Origin of the sequence: Jiella endophytica (genome assembly GCF_004519335.1) — a bacterium.
In the GTDB taxonomy this organism is placed as follows: Bacteria; Pseudomonadota; Alphaproteobacteria; order Rhizobiales; family Rhizobiaceae; genus Jiella; species Jiella endophytica.
This window is the reverse complement of record NZ_SOZD01000006.1, coordinates 106,856-122,786: the sequence shown is the minus strand read 5'-3', so window position 1 is coordinate 122,786 and position 15,931 is coordinate 106,856. Positions and strand designations below refer to the sequence as shown.

At 66.5% G+C, this 15,931-nt stretch carries 16 protein-coding genes; 7 read left to right on the top strand and 9 right to left on the bottom strand.

The window, feature by feature from the left end; translation table 11 throughout:
- Positions 1–41: 41 nt before the first annotated feature.
- On the top strand, positions 42–797 hold the full coding sequence (gene recO, locus E3C22_RS18910; RefSeq protein ID WP_134763441.1) for a DNA repair protein RecO: 756 nt from the start codon (positions 42–44) through the stop codon (positions 795–797).
- On the opposite strand, the gene E3C22_RS18905 is transcribed toward recO, so the two are convergent.
- The 3 genes from E3C22_RS18905 to E3C22_RS18895 all read right to left on the bottom strand — a co-directional run bounded on the left by E3C22_RS18905 (position 763) and on the right by E3C22_RS18895 (position 2,674).
- Positions 763–1,071, bottom strand: coding sequence for a HigA family addiction module antitoxin (locus tag E3C22_RS18905; protein WP_134763440.1), 309 nt, complete (start codon positions 1,069–1,071; stop codon positions 763–765). The two genes, recO and E3C22_RS18905, sit on opposite strands and share 35 nt — an antisense overlap.
- A 35-nt stretch (positions 1,072–1,106) precedes the next feature.
- Positions 1,107–1,334: a type II toxin-antitoxin system RelE/ParE family toxin gene (locus E3C22_RS18900; RefSeq protein WP_342635633.1), complete on the bottom strand. Its 228-nt coding sequence runs from the start codon at positions 1,332–1,334 to the stop codon at positions 1,107–1,109.
- Between the two features lie 110 nt (positions 1,335–1,444).
- Positions 1,445–2,674: an MFS transporter gene (locus E3C22_RS18895; protein WP_134763438.1), complete on the bottom strand. Its 1,230-nt coding sequence runs from the start codon at positions 2,672–2,674 to the stop codon at positions 1,445–1,447.
- Between the two features lie 212 nt (positions 2,675–2,886).
- On the opposite strand from E3C22_RS18895, the gene panC reads away from it, so the two are divergent.
- Together panC and panB are read left to right on the top strand one after the other, a co-directional pair.
- Positions 2,887–3,750, top strand: coding sequence for a pantoate--beta-alanine ligase (panC, locus tag E3C22_RS18890; RefSeq protein ID WP_134763437.1), 864 nt, complete (start codon positions 2,887–2,889; stop codon positions 3,748–3,750).
- The gene (gene panB, locus E3C22_RS18885) at positions 3,747–4,565 is read left to right on the top strand and encodes a 3-methyl-2-oxobutanoate hydroxymethyltransferase (protein ID WP_134763436.1); all 819 of its coding nucleotides are present in this window, start codon (positions 3,747–3,749) and stop codon (positions 4,563–4,565) included. Before panC ends, panB begins: the two co-directional genes overlap by 4 nt.
- 49 nt (positions 4,566–4,614) lie before the next feature.
- On the opposite strand, the gene radC is transcribed toward panB, so the two are convergent.
- From radC to phaC, 6 genes are all read right to left on the bottom strand, one after another.
- Entirely contained in the window at positions 4,615–5,400 is a 786-nt protein-coding gene (gene radC / locus E3C22_RS18880) for a RadC family protein (RefSeq protein ID WP_134763435.1), read from the bottom strand.
- 8 nt (positions 5,401–5,408) lie between these two features.
- A complete protein-coding gene (map, locus tag E3C22_RS18875; protein ID WP_134763434.1) occupies positions 5,409–6,260 on the bottom strand; it encodes a type I methionyl aminopeptidase in 852 nt (283 codons plus the stop codon).
- Positions 6,257–6,961, bottom strand: a complete 705-nt coding sequence (gene sfsA / locus E3C22_RS18870) for a DNA/RNA nuclease SfsA (protein ID WP_134763433.1) — start codon at positions 6,959–6,961, stop codon at positions 6,257–6,259. Before sfsA ends, map begins: the two co-directional genes overlap by 4 nt.
- 179 nt (positions 6,962–7,140) lie before the next feature.
- Positions 7,141–7,581 carry a glyoxalase superfamily protein gene (locus E3C22_RS18865; protein WP_134763432.1) on the bottom strand — a complete coding sequence of 147 codons (441 nt, stop codon included), beginning with the start codon at positions 7,579–7,581 and terminating at the stop codon, positions 7,141–7,143.
- A 204-nt stretch (positions 7,582–7,785) separates the two neighbouring features.
- Entirely contained in the window at positions 7,786–9,003 is a 1,218-nt protein-coding gene (locus E3C22_RS18860) for a cytochrome P450 (protein WP_134763431.1), read from the bottom strand.
- 184 nt (positions 9,004–9,187) lie between these two features.
- Positions 9,188–11,023 carry a class I poly(R)-hydroxyalkanoic acid synthase gene (gene phaC / locus E3C22_RS18855; RefSeq protein ID WP_134763430.1) on the bottom strand — a complete coding sequence of 612 codons (1,836 nt, stop codon included), beginning with the start codon at positions 11,021–11,023 and terminating at the stop codon, positions 9,188–9,190.
- Between the two features lie 357 nt (positions 11,024–11,380).
- On the opposite strand from phaC, the gene E3C22_RS18850 reads away from it, so the two are divergent.
- From E3C22_RS18850 to glpX, 4 genes are all read left to right on the top strand, one after another.
- Entirely contained in the window at positions 11,381–11,821 is a 441-nt protein-coding gene (locus E3C22_RS18850; protein ID WP_134763429.1) for a hypothetical protein, read from the top strand.
- Positions 11,822–11,857: 36 nt separating this feature from the next.
- A complete protein-coding gene (locus E3C22_RS18845; protein ID WP_134763428.1) occupies positions 11,858–13,075 on the top strand; it encodes an LL-diaminopimelate aminotransferase in 1,218 nt (405 codons plus the stop codon).
- A gap of 137 nt (positions 13,076–13,212) precedes the next feature.
- Positions 13,213–14,514 (top strand): homoserine dehydrogenase, encoded by a 1,302-nt coding sequence (locus tag E3C22_RS18840; RefSeq protein ID WP_134763427.1) that lies wholly within the window; start codon positions 13,213–13,215, stop codon positions 14,512–14,514.
- 326 nt (positions 14,515–14,840) lie between these two features.
- A complete protein-coding gene (gene glpX / locus E3C22_RS18835) occupies positions 14,841–15,812 on the top strand; it encodes a class II fructose-bisphosphatase (RefSeq protein WP_134763426.1) in 972 nt (323 codons plus the stop codon).
- The last annotated feature ends 119 nt before the right edge of the window (positions 15,813–15,931 follow it).

The window sequence follows — 15,931 nt, the reverse complement described above, 5'->3', positions numbered from 1 at the left end:
CAGGCCCGGCGAGGTCATGGGCCAGATCATGGGCCAAAGTTATGGAATGGCGTGAGGAAGCGATCGTTCTCGGCGTCCGGCGCCATGGCGAGACCAGCGTCATCGCCGAGGTGATGACAAGGTCACGCGGGCGGCATCTCGGCATCGTGCGCGGCGGGCGCTCGCGCCGCCAGCAGCCGGTTCTGCAGCCGGGAAACAGCGTCGAGGCGCATTGGCGGGCGCGGCTCGACGAGCATATGGGCACCTTCGTCCTCGAGCCGCTGACGCTGCGCGCTGCCTCGCTGATCGAAAGCGCTGCGGCGCTGAACGCCGTGCAACTCGCTGCGGCGCATCTGAGGCTGCTTCCCGAGCGCGACCCGCATCCGCGGCTCTATGACGGGCTCGCCGTTCTCATCGAGCATCTCGCCGAGCCGCAGGCCGCAGCCGCCCTGATGCTGCGCTTCGAGATCGCGCTTCTGGAAGAGCTGGGATTCGGGCTGGATCTGACGCAATGCGCGGCGACCGGCCAGACGACCGACCTCACCTATGTCTCGCCGCGCACCGGCCGCGCCGTCAGCCGCGAGGCGGGCGCCCCATGGGCGGAGAAGCTGCTGCCGCTGCCGGCGTTCCTGGCGGCAGAGGGCGGCGAGGAGGGGGCGGGGGAACTGCAGGAGGCGTTTCGCCTGACCGGCTATTTCCTTGCCCGTAACGTCTTTGGGCCGCGCGGCATCAAAGAGCCCGAGGCGCGGCACGGGCTGCTGGCGGCGCTGGAGAAGGATGGCCTCAGGCCGCTGCGGAATCTGTCCGTCGAGGAATGATCGCCGCGATCTCGTCGTATTTGCGATCGGTTTCCAGTTGCAGGTCGTATGATCTCTGGAGGTTCAGCCACAACTCCGGAGTCGTGTCGAAATAGCGCGCCAGCCGCAAGGCAGTATCGACGGTGACCGGCGTCTCCTCGCGGGCCAGCCGTTCGATCCGGGTTCGCGGAATGTGCAGTGCTTTCGCTAGCCCGTACGGAGTAATTGCGAGCGGCACTAGAAAATCCTCCCGCAAAATCTCACCAGGATGGATGAGCGGTAGTTTCAGATCCATTGCAAAGGCTCGCTCTTGTTCAGGTAGCCATTCCTTCAGTGGTAGTCGACGATCTCGATGTCCTCGGCTCCCTCGTCGGTCCACCGAAAGCAAATGGGCCACTGATCGTTGACCCGGATCGAATACTGGCCGCTTCGATCACCCTTGAGAGCCTCCAAGCGGTTGCCAGGAGGTACTGCCAAATCGCTGAGCCGTGCCGCATCTGCCAAGTAGCGGAGTTTTCGCTGGGCTGGCCGTATGAGCTCTACTGGAAAGCCTTTCACCGATCGACCTGCTGCCAGCAGTTCGATCGTGCGGCCTTTCCAAGAACGGATCACGGCAACACCAACATGGTATCATCATAAGATACGTTCTGGCCGCTGTCTACCTGTTCTCACACCGCTAGCGCCGGCCGCTCCACCGGTGTCTCGCGGATCGGCCAGTGCATCAGCGCCGCGACGAGGCCGAGGACGACGCCGAGCCACCAGACCGCGTCGTAGGAGCCGTTCTTCTCGAACATGTAGCCGCCCAGCCAGACGCCGAGGAACGAGCCGATCTGGTGCGAAAGGAAAACGAGGCCGCCGAGCAGTCCGAGATATTTCGTGCCGAACATGATCGCGACCAGGGAATTGGTCGGCGGCACGGTGGATAGCCAGAGAAGCCCCATGACAACGGCGAAGATCACCACCGTCGCCGGGGTGATCGGCGTCAGCAGGAACACCGTCACCACGATCGAGCGGGCGACATAGATCCAGGCGAGGAAATGCGGCTTCGAAACCCGCTGGCCGATGATTCCCGAGGAGATCGATCCGATGATGTTGAAGAAGCCGATCAGTGCCATCGACACCACCGCCCATTTCGGCGCGATGCCGATATCGGCGAGGAAGGCCGGGAAATGCGCGGTGATGAAGGCGACCTGAAAGCCGCAGACGAAGAAGCCGGCGGTGAGCAGCAGGTAGCTCTTCGTCGCGAAGGCCTCGGTCAGCGCCGCGCCCATGGTCTGCTCGATCTCGGGCTTCAGGTCCCGCGTCACCCGGCTGTTGCCGCGCAGGGCAAACGAGAGAAGCGGCACGAGGAGCATCATCGCCGACAGAACCATGAGAGCATCGGACCAGCCGTAGCTGTCGATCAGCGCCTGGGAGAGCGGTGCGAAGAGGAACATGCCGGCCGAGCCTGCTGCCGTGCCGAGGCCGAAGACGAAGGAGCGCTGCTCGGCGCTGACCCGCCTTGCGAAGGCGGCAAGAACGATGCCGAAGGAGCCGGCGGCAACGCCGAGGCCGACGAGGACGCCGGAGCCGATGGTGAGGAAGAAGGGCGAGGGGGCGACGGCGGTGAGCGCGAGGCCGGCAGCATAGAGGAGGCCCGAGAGAATCAGGACGCGGGCGGTGCCCCATTTGTCGGCGATCGCTCCGAACAGCGGCTGGCCCGCGCCCCAGCAGAGATTCTGGATGGCGATGGCGATGGCGAATTCGTCGCGGCTCCAGCCGGTGTCGGTCAGCATCGGGATCTGGAAGAAGCCGATCGCCGAGCGCGGGCCGAAGGTGAGCAGCGCGATCAGGCAGCCGGCGCCGATGGCGAGGAGCGCGCCGCTCTCCGAGCGATCGCGGGAAGAAATGGCAGTCATGGCGGGTCGACCTTCGGACCGGAACTGGGAGTTCTCTGATACTGCATGCCGCGTCCGGCATGAAACGCCGATTTCCGATCGCTGCCATCAGCGCTATCGATGATTGGCGGTTTTTCGCTCCGGTCAGGGGCGAAAGCGGAACGGATCGGACCTTTCGCTTCGCCCCGCTTGCCGATAGAACCCCGTCTCGGCGAGGAAACGGACGAAGACCCGTGGAACGATACGAGACAGTTGCTGAGCTCAGGGCAGCGCTCGACGCTGGCAGGAGGACTGGAAAGACCATCGGCCTGGTGCCGACCATGGGCTTCCTGCATGCCGGCCATCTGGAGCTCGTCCGCCGCGCGAGGGCGGAGAACGACCACGTCGTGGTGTCGATCTTCGTCAACCCGACACAGTTCGGTCCGAACGAGGATTTCTCCAGCTATCCCCGCGACATGGAGCGCGATCTTCAGCTATTGCGGGAAGCTGGCGTCGATGCCGTGTTCACGCCGGGCGTCGAGGCAATGTATCCGGAGCCGCTCGCGACCTCGATTTCGCTGAAGCCGCTCGGCGAGATGCTGATCGGCAAGGTGCGGCCGGGCCACTTCACCGGCGTCGCGACGGTGGTCGCCAAGCTGTTCAACATCGTCCAGCCGACGAGGGCCTATTTCGGCGAGAAGGATTTCCAGCAGCTGACGGTCATCCGCAGGATGGTGCGGGACCTCAATTTTCCGATCGAGATCGTCGGCGTGCCGACGGTGCGTGAGGAAGACGGGCTCGCCATGTCGTCCCGCAATGTCCGGCTATCAGAGGAGAACCGGCGGGCGGCGCGGGTTCTTTCCGCAGCGCTGGGAAAGGGCGCCGCTCTGGTGTCCGCGGGGGAGAGCGATGCCGCGCGGGTATACGCCGTGATGCGGCAGATGATCGATGCCGAGTCCGGGGTCGCGCTGCGCTCGCTCGACATCTGCGACGTCCGCGACCTCGCGGCCGTCGAGCGGATCGACCGGCCGGTGGTGCTTCTGGTGACGGCCGAGGTCGGTCCGGTCCTGCTGATCGACCAGCGCGAGGCGCGACCCGAGGAAAGTGCCGGCCGATGAGTGCGCAGAAACCCGCAAGACGCCGCACGGCGCCGGAGATCCAGGCCCGAAAGGGCGGCACGCCGATCGTCTCGCTCACCGCCTACAACGCCGCCTTCGCGCCGCTGGTCGATCCGTTGGTCGACTTCATCCTCGTCGGCGACAGCCTCGGCATGGTCGAGCACGGCATGGACTCGACACTCGGTGTCGGGCTCGAACTGATGATCGCCCATGGCCGCGCGGTGGTGCGCTCGACGGCCATGTCGCTGATCGTCGTCGACATGCCCTTCGGCAGCTACGAGGCTTCGCCCGAGGCGGCGTTCCGGTCGGCAGCGCGACTGATGGCCGAGACCGGCTGCGGCGCGGTTAAGCTCGAGGGCGGGGCGCATATGGCCGAGACGATCGGCTTTCTCGCCGCAAGGGGCATCCCGGTGATGGCCCATGTCGGGCTGACGCCGCAGGCGGTGAATGCGCTCGGCGGCTTCAGGAGCCAGGGCCACGACGCCGCCGCAAGGGAAAAGATCCTCGGCGATGCGGTCGCCGTGTCCGAGGCGGGGGCCTTCGCCGTCGTGGTCGAAGGCGTCGTTGCACCGCTCGCCGAGGAGATCACGAGAACCGTCAGCATACCGACGATCGGCATCGGCGCCTCCAGCGCCTGCGATGGCCAGATCCTCGTCATCAACGACATGCTGGGGCTGACCGACCGGGTGCCGCGCTTCGTCAAGCGCTACGGGGCGATCGGCGAGGCGGTGAGCAAGGCGGTGTCGGACTATGCCGGCGAGGTGCGGGAGCGGGCATTTCCCGCCGATGAGCACGTCTACAAGCCGCGCGGGTGAGGTCGGCGAGGTAGCCCGGTCATGAGGCGAGCCTGCGCCCGCCGTGACGTCAGATCAGCTTCAGCCCCTTCAGGCTGGCATGGCCGTTCTTGCCGACAATAAGGTGGTCGTGGAGGGCGATGCCGAGGGGCTTTGCCGTTTCCATGATCGTCCGGGTCATGTCGATGTCGGCGCGCGACGGCGTTGGGTCTCCCGAGGGGTGATTGTGGACGAGGATGATCGCGGTGGCATTCAGCTCCAGCGCCCGGCGCACCACTTCGCGCGGATAGACCGGCGTGTGGTCGACGGTGCCGGTGCCCAGCACCTCGTCGGAGATCAGCGCGTTCTTCTTGTCGAGGAAGAGGATGCGGAACTGTTCGCGCGCCTCATGGGCCATCTGGGCGGTGCAGTAGTCGATGACCGCCGACCAGGAAGAGAGGACCTCGCGCTGGCGGACGGCGGAGCGCATCGCCCGGCGGTTGATCGCCGCGACGACCTGGAGATCGAGGGCGACGGCATCCTTGACGCCGGCAACCTCCGTCAGCCGCTTGTGCGGCGCCCCGAGCACCTCGCCGAGCGAGCCGAACCGGGCGATCAGCGCCTTGGCGATGGGCTTGACGTCCCGGCGTGGGATGGTGCGAAACAGGATGAGTTCGAGCAGCTCGTAGTCGGCGAGAGCGTCCGCTCCTGCCTGGGAAAAGCGCTCGCGCAGCCTGTCGCGGTGGCCATCGTGATGGCGCGGCGCCCCGGGGCGTTGCTGCACGTCGCCGCGCTGCAGCGGCTCCTCGAGGCCGGGAAGGCCGGCCGCTCCGGCGTCGGAAAGCTCGTCGTCGCTGCTTTCGCCGGAGGCTGTCATGGCGGCGCCTAGGCGGTCGCGGCGGGTTCGCGCTGGAAGTCGATCCCCGGCGTGTCGAGGCCGCCGGGCGAGAAGGTGAAGACCTCGCAGCCCTCCTCGGTAACGCCGAGCGAGTGCTCGTACTGGGCCGAAAGGGTGCGGTCCCTCGTGACGGCGGTCCAGCCGTCATTGAGGATCTTCACATGCGGGCGGCCGAGATTGATCATCGGCTCGATGGTGAAGATCATGCCCGGCTTCATCTCCGGCCCTTCGCCGCGCCGGCCGTAATGCAGGATGTTCGGCGCGTCGTGGAACAGCTTGCCGACGCCGTGGCCGCAGAAATCGCGGACCACCGAGCAGCGCTCGCTCTCGGCATAGGTCTGGATCGCCTCGCCGATGTCGCCGATGTGGCCGCCGGGCTTCACCGCCTCGATACCGACGAGGAGCGAGCGGTAGGTGACCTCGCAGAGCCGCTCGGCCGCCCGCTTCAGCTTGCCGACCGGATACATGCGCGAGGAATCGCCGTGCCAGCCGTCGACCACGAAGGTGACGTCGATATTGACGATGTCGCCTTCCTTCAGCGGCTTGTCGTTGGGAATGCCGTGGCAGACGACATGGTTGATCGAGGTGCAGACGCTCTTCGGATAGCCCCGGTAGTTCAGCGTCGCCGAGACGGTGTCGTTGTCGAGTGCGAACTGCGCGACGAAGTCGTCGATCGTCTGGGTGGTGACGCCGGGGACGACGATTTCGGCGAGCGCGTCGAGGCAGCGGGCGGTGAGCTGGCAGGCCCGGCGCATTCCCGCAAAGGCCTCGGGGCCGTAGATCCGGATGGCGCCGGTGTTGCGGATCGGGTTCGCCTCGGCCTCGAGATAGGTTGTCATGGTTGCTCGACGATCGGAAGTGTGCTGACCGGGGTGATCCCCTCAAGGCTGATGTCGCACCGAACGGCGCAGGCTTCAACCCCTCGGCGCCTCGCTGCGGCAAAGCCCGCTGCATAGGCCGGGTCGAGATCGGCGGCGAAGGCGAGGCGGTCGCAGTCGGTCCGCTGGATCACATAGAGCATCACCGCGCGGTTGCCGGCCTCGACCTCGGCGGCAAGATCATCGAGATGGCGGGCTCCGCGCGTGGTGACGCAGTCGGGAAATTCGGCGAGCCCGGGCTCTCGCATCAGATGGACGTTCTTCACCTCGACATAGACCGGCCTGCCGCCCGGCTCCTCGTAAAGAAGGTCGACCCGCGAGGCGGCGGCATAGCGCACCTCCCGCCGCGCCGTGCCGAGACCTGCAAGGGCGGGAACGAGCCCTGCGGCGATCGCCTCCTCGGCGAGGCGGTTGGGCAGGCCGGTATTGATGCCGACGAGACCGTCATCCGCCTCGATGATTTCGAGGGTGAGGGGAAGCTTGCGCTTGAGGTTCGGCGAGCGCGACAGCCAGACCCTCGAGCCCGGCGCCTTCAGCCCCAGCATCGCGCCGGGATTGGGGCAGTGGACGGTGACGACCGCGCCGTCGATGTCGACATCGGCGAGGAAGCGCTTGTAGCGCTGGATCAGGCGGCCGGGAATCAAAGGCGAGGGAAACTGCATCGCTGGCGGTTAGCCGCGCGGCGCCGGCGGGTCAATCGGACCTCGGCTTATGGCGTATCGTTGCGGATGGATCTGTGTCGCCGCGTTGATGGCGCCGCGCGACGACTGCAAGGTCGCGGGCGTCCGGACCTTCGGGGGCCGAAGCACCGAGACGCCCGCCGTTCTGGTCTGCCGTGGTGCTACCAGGCAAGTTCCACATGCGGCCGGCCGTCGGAGGTCTTCTCGCGGCTGCGGCCGGTGTCGTCGACGATGCAGTTCACGCGGTGCCTGAAGGCCGAGAAGCTGTCGAAGGTGACGACGTCCACCGGCTCGTCGAACTTCAACGTCAGCCGGATGCGGGTCGGGTCCGACTCGAACGCGCTGGCGGCGATCACCTCGCCGGAAAAGCGCTGGCCGAGATAGGATCCGGCGACCCGCGCACCGATTGTATAGGGCGACAGCGCCGGCCGATTGCCGATCCGGGCATGCAGGGTGTTCCAGTCATGAAAGCCGTGCTGGTGGGCGATGAGCTCCAGTGCACGGCAGTGCGTGGTCGGCTGGCCGGCTTCGTTCAGCGAGGCGCGAAGGCGCCTTGCCTGTTCCTTCAGGACCGGCAGCGAGGGCAGGGGTGGTATTGTCATGTCGGATGCTCTTTTCCGGCATCGCGTCACGGCCATCGGTGGTTATCCGCATTGCCACCGGCCAGCGATGCCCAGCGAGAGCGATCGACCGTGATATCGGGAGCTTCACCATGGCCAAAGCCTGCGGACGGCGGGTGTCCCGAACCCACGCCGTCCGTATAGCCGTTGTTGATATCCGCCGCAATCGGAGACAGGCGCCCCCGATCAGTCGATCTTCGTCGTCATCCTGGTGATCTGCCGGATGCCGCCGAAACCGATCATCGTCGGCACGTCGATCAGCCTGATGTCCGGCGCGGCCGAGACCAGGGCGGCCAGGGCCTCCTGCATTTCCAGCTTGGCCAGCACCTCGCCGATGCAGCGGTGCGGACCGTTGCCGAAGATCGGATGAAGCCGCGGATGATCGGTGCGGTGGATGTCGAACTCGTCGGGCTGCGCGTAGGCCGCCGGGTCACGCAGGGCCGAAAGCACGCTGACCTTGAGGATGGTGCCCTTCTGCAGCCGGAACCCGCCGATCTCGAGGGGGGCGGTGACGAGCCGGGTGATCGTTCCGACCGGCGGATCGTAGCGCAGGGCCTCGCTGACGGCGCCCGGGATCAGCGAATGATCCTGCTGCACCGCTTCCCACTGCTCCGGGTGCTGAAGGAGCAGGGACACCAGCATGGCAAAGCCGGCTCTGGTCGTGTCGGTGCCGCCGATGATGACGGCGATGACCTGATGGACAAGGCTGTCGAAGGGGATGACGGGGTCTTCATGCCAGTCGACCATGATCGCCGAGAGAAGGTCGTCCTGCGGCGCTTTCAGCCGGCTGGTCAGCGCATCGGCGATATAGGTGAAGAGTTCGCGTGCCGCCGCCTCGATCGTGTCGTGCATGGCGGTCGGGTAGATCGGCGTGATCGCCATGGCGACGTCGTAGACGAGGCTGGCGAAGTAGCGCGAATCGAGCCGCGGCAATCCGAGGAAATCGGCGATCATCTCGGCGGGAAGCCGCGCGGCCATGGCTTCCACGAAGTCGAAGGGCTCGCCGCGCGGCAGTCCGGCGACGATATCCTCGGCGACGGCCCGGATGCCGGTCTGCCGGCGACGAATGTTCTGGAACGAGAAGGCCCGGGCGAACAGGCCGCGCTTGGCCCTGTGGGTCTCGTCGTTGCCGAACAGGAAGATGTCCTCGAACAGGCGCGCCACGTAGCCGGCCGGGATCTTGTTCAGCCTGACATAGTCGATGCCGTCGATCTGCTTGGTGCGCGGATCGGTGGGGGCCGCGAAGACGTCTTCGGCGCGCAGCGCCAGCACGTGGTTGTCGGCGAAAGACACGATCGCGTGGTCTTCCCGCAGGCGGCGCAGTTTCGTGTGCGGGTCGTCCATCAGCGTATGGGGGTCGACCCGGGGTGGCACGGCCGCTTCCGGGATTTGCTGCATGTTCATCGTCCTGATCCTTCGTCAGAGGTGTCTCTGCGAGATCAGATGCCTTGAATGGCCGGGGTCGTTCTGTGATCGCCGTCACAGCAGCGTATAATCAGCAAGGCGAACGATTGGCCTTGCCGCCGTCGGTGCGGAGCGCGGTGTCAGTGGCTCACGGTGCAGGCCGACAGCGAATAGGACGATGGTCTCAGGATTTGATCCGGACGTAGCGGCCCGGCGCGTCCTCGATCGGCTTCAGCCTGCGCCCGCCGGGCTTGCGTGCCTTGACCTGATCACCCGAGAGCGGCTTCAGCCATTCCAGCCAATGACCCCACCACGAGCCCGGCGTCTCCTTGGCCGCCAGGAGCCAGTCCTCGAAGCTGCCGACGTCCTTCGGCGCCGGCCCGGTCCAGAACTGATACTTCTTCTTGGCGGGCGGATTGACGACGCCGGCGATGTGGCCGGAGCCGGTGAGGACGAATTGCGCCTTCGAGCCGAAGGCATGGCAGCCGAGGAAGGCCGAGCGCGCCGGCGCGATGTGGTCCTCCTTGGTGGCGAGATTGTAGATCGGCATCGTCACCTTCGAGAGGTCGAGCCTGACGCCGCCGATCTCCATCCTGCCGCGCGAGAGACGATTCTCGAGATAGCAGTTGCGCAGGTAGAACAGGTGGTTCGCCTTCGGCATGCGGGTGGAATCGGCATTCCAGTAGAGGAGGTCGAAGGGCAGCGGCTCCTTGCCGCGCAGGTAGTTGTTGACGAAATAGGGCCAGATCAGATCGCCGGACCGCAACAGGTTGAAGGCCGTCGCCATCTGCGAGCCTTCCAAATAGCCCTTCTGCTCCATCGCCTTTTCGAGCGTCTTCAACTGAGTCTCGTCGACGAAGACCTTCAGGTCGCCGGCATGGGTGAAATCGATCTGGGTGGTGAGGAAGGTGGTCGACTTGATCCGCTCGTCGCCCTTTGCCTTGAGATAGGCGAGCGAGGCGCCGAGCAGCGTGCCGCCGACGCAGTATCCGACGGCGTTCACTTCCGTCTCGCCGGTGGCCTTTTCCACCGTGTCGAGCCCGAAGCGGATACCTTCCTCGATATAGGACTGCCAGTCCTTCTCGGCGTGGCGCTCGTCGGGATTGACCCAAGAGACGACGAAGACCGTCAGCCCCTGTTCGACCGCCCAGCCGATGAAGGATTTTTCCGGGTTGAGGTCGAGGATGTAGAACTTGTTGATCCAGGGCGGCACGATCATCAGCGGCCGCTTGAACACCGTCTCGGTCTTTGGCGCATATTGGATGATCTGGCAGAGCTCGTTTTCGGCGACGACCTTGCCGGGCGTCACCGCCATGTCCCGGCCGACCTCGTATTTGGTGTAGTCGGACTGGCGAAGCCTGAGATTGCCGTGGCCTGCCGTCATGTCCTCGGCGAACATCCGCATGCCCTTGACGAGATTCTCGCCGTTCGAGGCGACGGTCTCGCGATAGAGTTCCGGATTGGTCATGACGAAGTTCGACGGCGCCAGGGCGTTGGAGATCTGCCGGACGTAGAAGGCCGCCTTCTGCCGGGTATGCGGATCAAGCCCGTCGGCGCGCTCGACCAGATCGTCGGCCCAGCGGGTGGTCAGGAGGTAGGTCTGCCGGATGAAGTCGAAGAACAGATGGTCGTTCCAGCCCTCGCCGGAAAAGCGCTTGTCGCCGCGCGGCGCCTCGATGGGCTGTTCGGGCGTCTCGCCGGCGAGCTTGCGGATCGAATTGTTCCAGACGGTGAGGTAGCCGGCGAAGAGATTGGTCTGCGCCTCCATCGCCCGGGCCGGATCGGTCATCCAGTATTCGGAGACGCGCGACAGGGTCTGGATCACCTCCGACATCTGCAGCGGGCTGCCGTCGACATAGTCGCCCTTCTCGCGCGGGGCCACCCAGGCGGCCGCGGCCTTGCCGATCTGCTCCAGCATGCGGGCCATGTTGCGGCCGAAGGCCTCGGGATCCTTGACCACGAACTCGTCCGTCTTGACGTCGAAAGGTTCGGATTCGGGCTTTCTGGCTTTGGTGGCCATGGTCGTCTTTCCTCCCTCTTGCGATCGGGCAGCGGGGCGACATTCTGAGGGCGCTCTCCTGCTGGCCGAACTCCGCTTCGGTTCCAAGCGCTTTTATTGCAACGGCGACATGAAACGAACGCGCTCTTCTTTGTAATTGCGTTATCTGTAGGATATGACACAGGCGTCACGGATGAGAAGCGTGTCCTGCGACCTCGTTCGGCCGAGGGCGGCAGGTTTCGCACCATCGGCGACGGCTATCGGGGTGGATGGCCGGCGACGAAGATGACGACGCCGGTGCCCGTGCTGGGGAGCATGGACCGGCAGACGGATGCAACCGCCGCTTGGGGAAGGGCAGTTACGATGACCGGAGGGATCATGCCGCGCGCCTTGGCCGCCGTCGTCGCAGCGGGGGTGCTCGCCGGCTGCCAGTCCTACCAGGATGCGGCGATGGCGCCTGAGGCCGTCAGCTACCGGCCGGTGCCGCCGGAGGGTCGCTCCGGCCAGCGGCTCGGCCCGGACGGCTATCCGCTGCTCGGCGCCTATCCGAACGCTGCGGCGCCGCAGGTCGACGATGCGACGGTGGCGGCACAAGAGCGGCGCGCGGCGTCGCTCGCCTATCGCCGACGGGGCGCCGCCTCGTCGCGCGGCTACGAGGCCGAGGTCGCCAGGATGCAGCGGCTGAAGCGCCAGCAGGCGAAGGACGTCGACGAGGCGCTGGCCAGCAGGCCGACGGGCAGTGGCGTGTCCGTCGGCACGAAGCAGACGCCGAGCCGCTCGCCAGACGACGTGCTGCGCCGGATCGAAGCCGGCCAGTAGCCCCTTTTCCCGGCATGGTGCCGGAGGACGAGAACCATGGAAGAATTTCATAAAGTCCGGCGCCTGCCGCCTTACGTCTTCGAGGAAGTCAACCGGCTGAAGGCGGCGGCCCGCGCCGGCGGCGCCGACATCATCGATCTCGGCATGGGCAATCCCGATCTGCCGACGCCGCAGTTCATCGTCGACAAGATGTGCGAGGTCATCCAGGACCAGCGCACCCACCGCTATTCCGCATCGAAGGGCATTGCCGGCCTCAGGCGCGCCCAGGCCGGCTACTACAAGCGCCGCTTCGGCGTCACCCTCGATCCGGCGACCCAGGTGGTCGCGACGCTCGGCTCGAAGGAAGGCTTCGCCAACATGGCCCAGGCGATCACCGCGCCGGGCGACGTTGTGCTGTGCCCGAACCCGACCTATCCGATCCACGCCTTCGGCTTCCTGATGGCCGGCGGCACGATCCGGGCGATCCCGGCACGGCCCGACCGCGACTTCTTCTCGGCGATCGACCGGGCGGTGCGCCACTCGATCCCGAAGCCGATCGCGATCATCCTGAACTATCCGTCAAATCCGACGGCCTATGTCGCCGACCTCGACTTCTATCGCGAGATCGTCGATTTCGCCCGCAAGAACGAGATCATCGTCCTTTCCGACCTCGCCTATGCAGAGATCTATTTCGACGACGTGCCGCCGCCCTCGATCCTCCAGGTCGAGGGAGCGATGGATGTCGCCGTCGAATTCACCTCGATGTCGAAGACCTTCTCGATGCCCGGCTGGCGCATCGGCTTTGCGGTCGGCAACGAGCGGCTGATCGCGGCGCTGGCAAGGGTGAAGTCCTATCTCGACTACGGCGCCTTCACGCCGATCCAGGTCGCGGCGACGGCGGCGCTGAACGGCGGCGATTCGGCCATCGAGGAGGTGCGGACCGTCTATCGCAAGCGCCGCGACGTCCTCGTCGAATCCTTCGGCCGGGCCGGCTGGGACGTGCCGCCGCCGGCCTCGACGATGTTCGCCTGGGCGCCGATCCCGCCGGCCTACCGCCATCTCGGCTCGCTGGAGTTCTCCAAGCTGCTGATCGAGGAGGCGCAGGTCGCCGTCGCGCCGGGCATCGGTTTCGGCGAGCATGGCGACGACCATGTGCGCATCGCCCTCGTCGAGAACGAGCACCGCATCCGCCAGGCCGCCCGCAACATCCGGCGCTTCCTTGCGTCGGGCGCCGAAGACGGGCAGAACGTCGTCTCGCTGCGCGCACGCTCGTAATCGAGCGCCGCGCCGGCGGCTGACGGGCAGGGCGCGTTCGTTCCGGACGCGACCCCTTTCGCCGGATTATTGTGCCGCATGATGTCGCCGGGCGGGCCTTGCGCCTCCCGGCCACCATGCCCTGAGACGGATTTGTCATGAAAACCGAATTGCGGCTGGGCATTGTCGGGCTCGGCACCGTGGGCGCCAATGTGGCGCAGCTGATCGAACGAAAGGCCGAGCTTCTCGCCGAGCGCGTCGGGCGCGGCATCCGGGTGACGGCGATCTCGGCCCGCGACCGGGACCGGCGTCGCGGCTTCGACACGGACGGCATGGCGTGGTTCGACGACGCGGTGGACCTTGCCCAGAACGGCGAGATCGACGCCTTCGTCGAACTGATCGGCGGCTCCGACGGGATTGCTCGGGACGCCGTCGAGGCGGCGCTCGACCGCGGCATTCCGGTGGTCACCGCCAACAAGGCGCTGCTCGCCCATCACGGCGTCGCGCTGGCGAAGCGGGCGGCGCAGAACGGCACCGAGATCCTCTTCGAGGCGGCCGTCGCGGGTGGTATCCCCGCCATCAAGACGATGCGCGAGGCGCTCTCGGCCAATGAGGTGAATCGCGTCTACGGCATCCTCAACGGCACCTGCAATTACATACTGACGCGTATGGAGAAGGAGGGCATCGGCTTCGACGCCTGCCTGAAGGACGCCCAGGCGCTGGGCTATGCCGAAGCCGATCCGACCTTCGACATCGGCGGCTTCGATGCGGCCCACAAGCTGGCGATCCTCACCTCGCTCGCCTTCGGATCGGAGATCTCGCTCGAGAGCATCTTCATCGAGGGCATCTCGAAGATCACCATCGACGACATCGCCGCGGCGACGGAGCTCGGTTACCGCATCAAGCTGCTCGCTGTCGCCCTGAAGACCGACAGCGGCATCGAGCAGCGGGTGCATCCGGCGATGATCCCGGCGCGTTCGGCTCTGGCGCAGGTCGACGGCGTCACCAATGCCGTGGCGGTGGACTCCGACCTGCTCGGCTCGATCCTGCTGGCAGGCCCCGGCGCCGGCGGCGCTGCCACCGCCTCGGCCGTGCTCTCCGACATCATGGACGTTGCCGGCGGCTTCGTGCCCCCCACCCTCGGCCTGCCGCCTTCGCGGCTGCAGCCCTATCTGCGGGCACGGATGCGCGCCCATGAGGGCGGCTACTATATCCGGCTCGCCGTCTACGACCGGGTCGGGGCCTTCGCCTCGATCGCCAACCGCATGGCGGAAAACGGCATTTCGCTGGAATCGATCGTCCAGCGAAAGGCTGACCACAAGGGCGAGGGCACCGCGCCGGTCATCCTCGTCACCCACGAGACCACCGAGGCGGCGATTCGCCTGGCCCTGGAGGCCTTGTCCAAGGACGGCCACCTCAGCGGCGATCCGCAGATGATCCGGATCGAGGACCTCGACTGACACATCTCCGGCTGCGGCGGTGGAAATCATCCGCCGGCGCAACGATGGCGGGCGCTTGCGAGTTCTGTCTGTGGCATGCGGTCGTCGAGATCGCCGGTGATCCGGCGAAATTCGCAGGCCGGGGCAGGGAGGCCCTTCCAGCATGGGCAGTCGCTTGACATCGCCGCGACATGGGACCGGCGCATATCGGCGCGGCCCGGCCGTGGCGGTCGGCGCTCACCTTGGTCTAATGTCGGGCCGGGGCGGAGGATCTTTGGCCTGTTCGACGCGGCGGCATTATGGCCCCGCGTGTGACGGGCGTTTCAGCATGGCGGAAGGCGATTCGGATGGTCGAGCTTGCCGATAACTTGAACCGGGTGCTCTCCCTCGAGCTTGCCCGCGTCACCGAACAGGCGGCGATCGCGGCGGCGCGCGTGCGGGGCCGCGGCGACGAGAAGGCGGCCGACCAGGCGGCGGTCGATGCCATGCGCCAGGCGCTGAACCAGATCGACGTCGAGGGAACGGTGGTGATCGGCGAGGGCGAGCGCGACGAGGCGCCGATGCTCTATATCGGCGAGAAGGTCGGCCGCGGCGGCGTCGCCGTCGACATCGCGCTCGATCCGCTCGAAGGCACGACGGTTTGCGCCAAGAACCTGCCCAACTCGCTCGCCGTCGTCGCCATGGCCGAGCGCGGCAGCCTGCTCAACGCGCCTGACGTCTATATGGAGAAGATCGCCATCGGCCCAGGCTATCCCCAGGGCGTCGTCGATCTCGCCCGGTCGCCGGAGGAAAACCTCGCCGCCCTCGCCGAGGCCAAGGGCGTCCGGGTCACCGACCTCACCGCCTGCATCCTCGACCGGCCGCGCCACGCCCAGCTGATCGCCGCGGTGCGCGAGGCGGGCGCCGCGATCCGCCTGATCGGTGATGGCGACGTCGCCGGGGTGATCCACACCTCCGATCCGGAGGAGACCGGTATCGACATCTATATGGGCATTGGCGGCGCGCCAGAGGGCGTCCTGGCGGCGGCGGCGCTGCGCTGCACCGGCGGCCAGATGCAGGGACGGCTGCAGCTCAACACCATCGAGAAGCGCGTCAGGGCCGAGCGGATGGGCGTCGGCGATCCGGAAAAGATCTACACCGCCGAGGAAATGGCCTCGGGCAACGTGATCTTCGCCGCGACCGGCGTTACCGATGGCAATCTCCTCGACGGCGTGCGCTTCTACCGCGACCGGGTGACCACCCATACGCTTCTGATGCGCTCCTTCTCGCGCACCATCCGCGAAGTGCGCGCCCATCATCACATCAGCGATCTTTCCTGACGCTGCCCGTCGAGCGGGCTGCGGCGAGGATGCCGCGCCGCCGGGCAGGCGAGCGAGAGGGCGCCCGTCGCCGGTTCTCCTGGCGCCGGCGATTTGGCATAGACTGCGGCCGGCAGCTT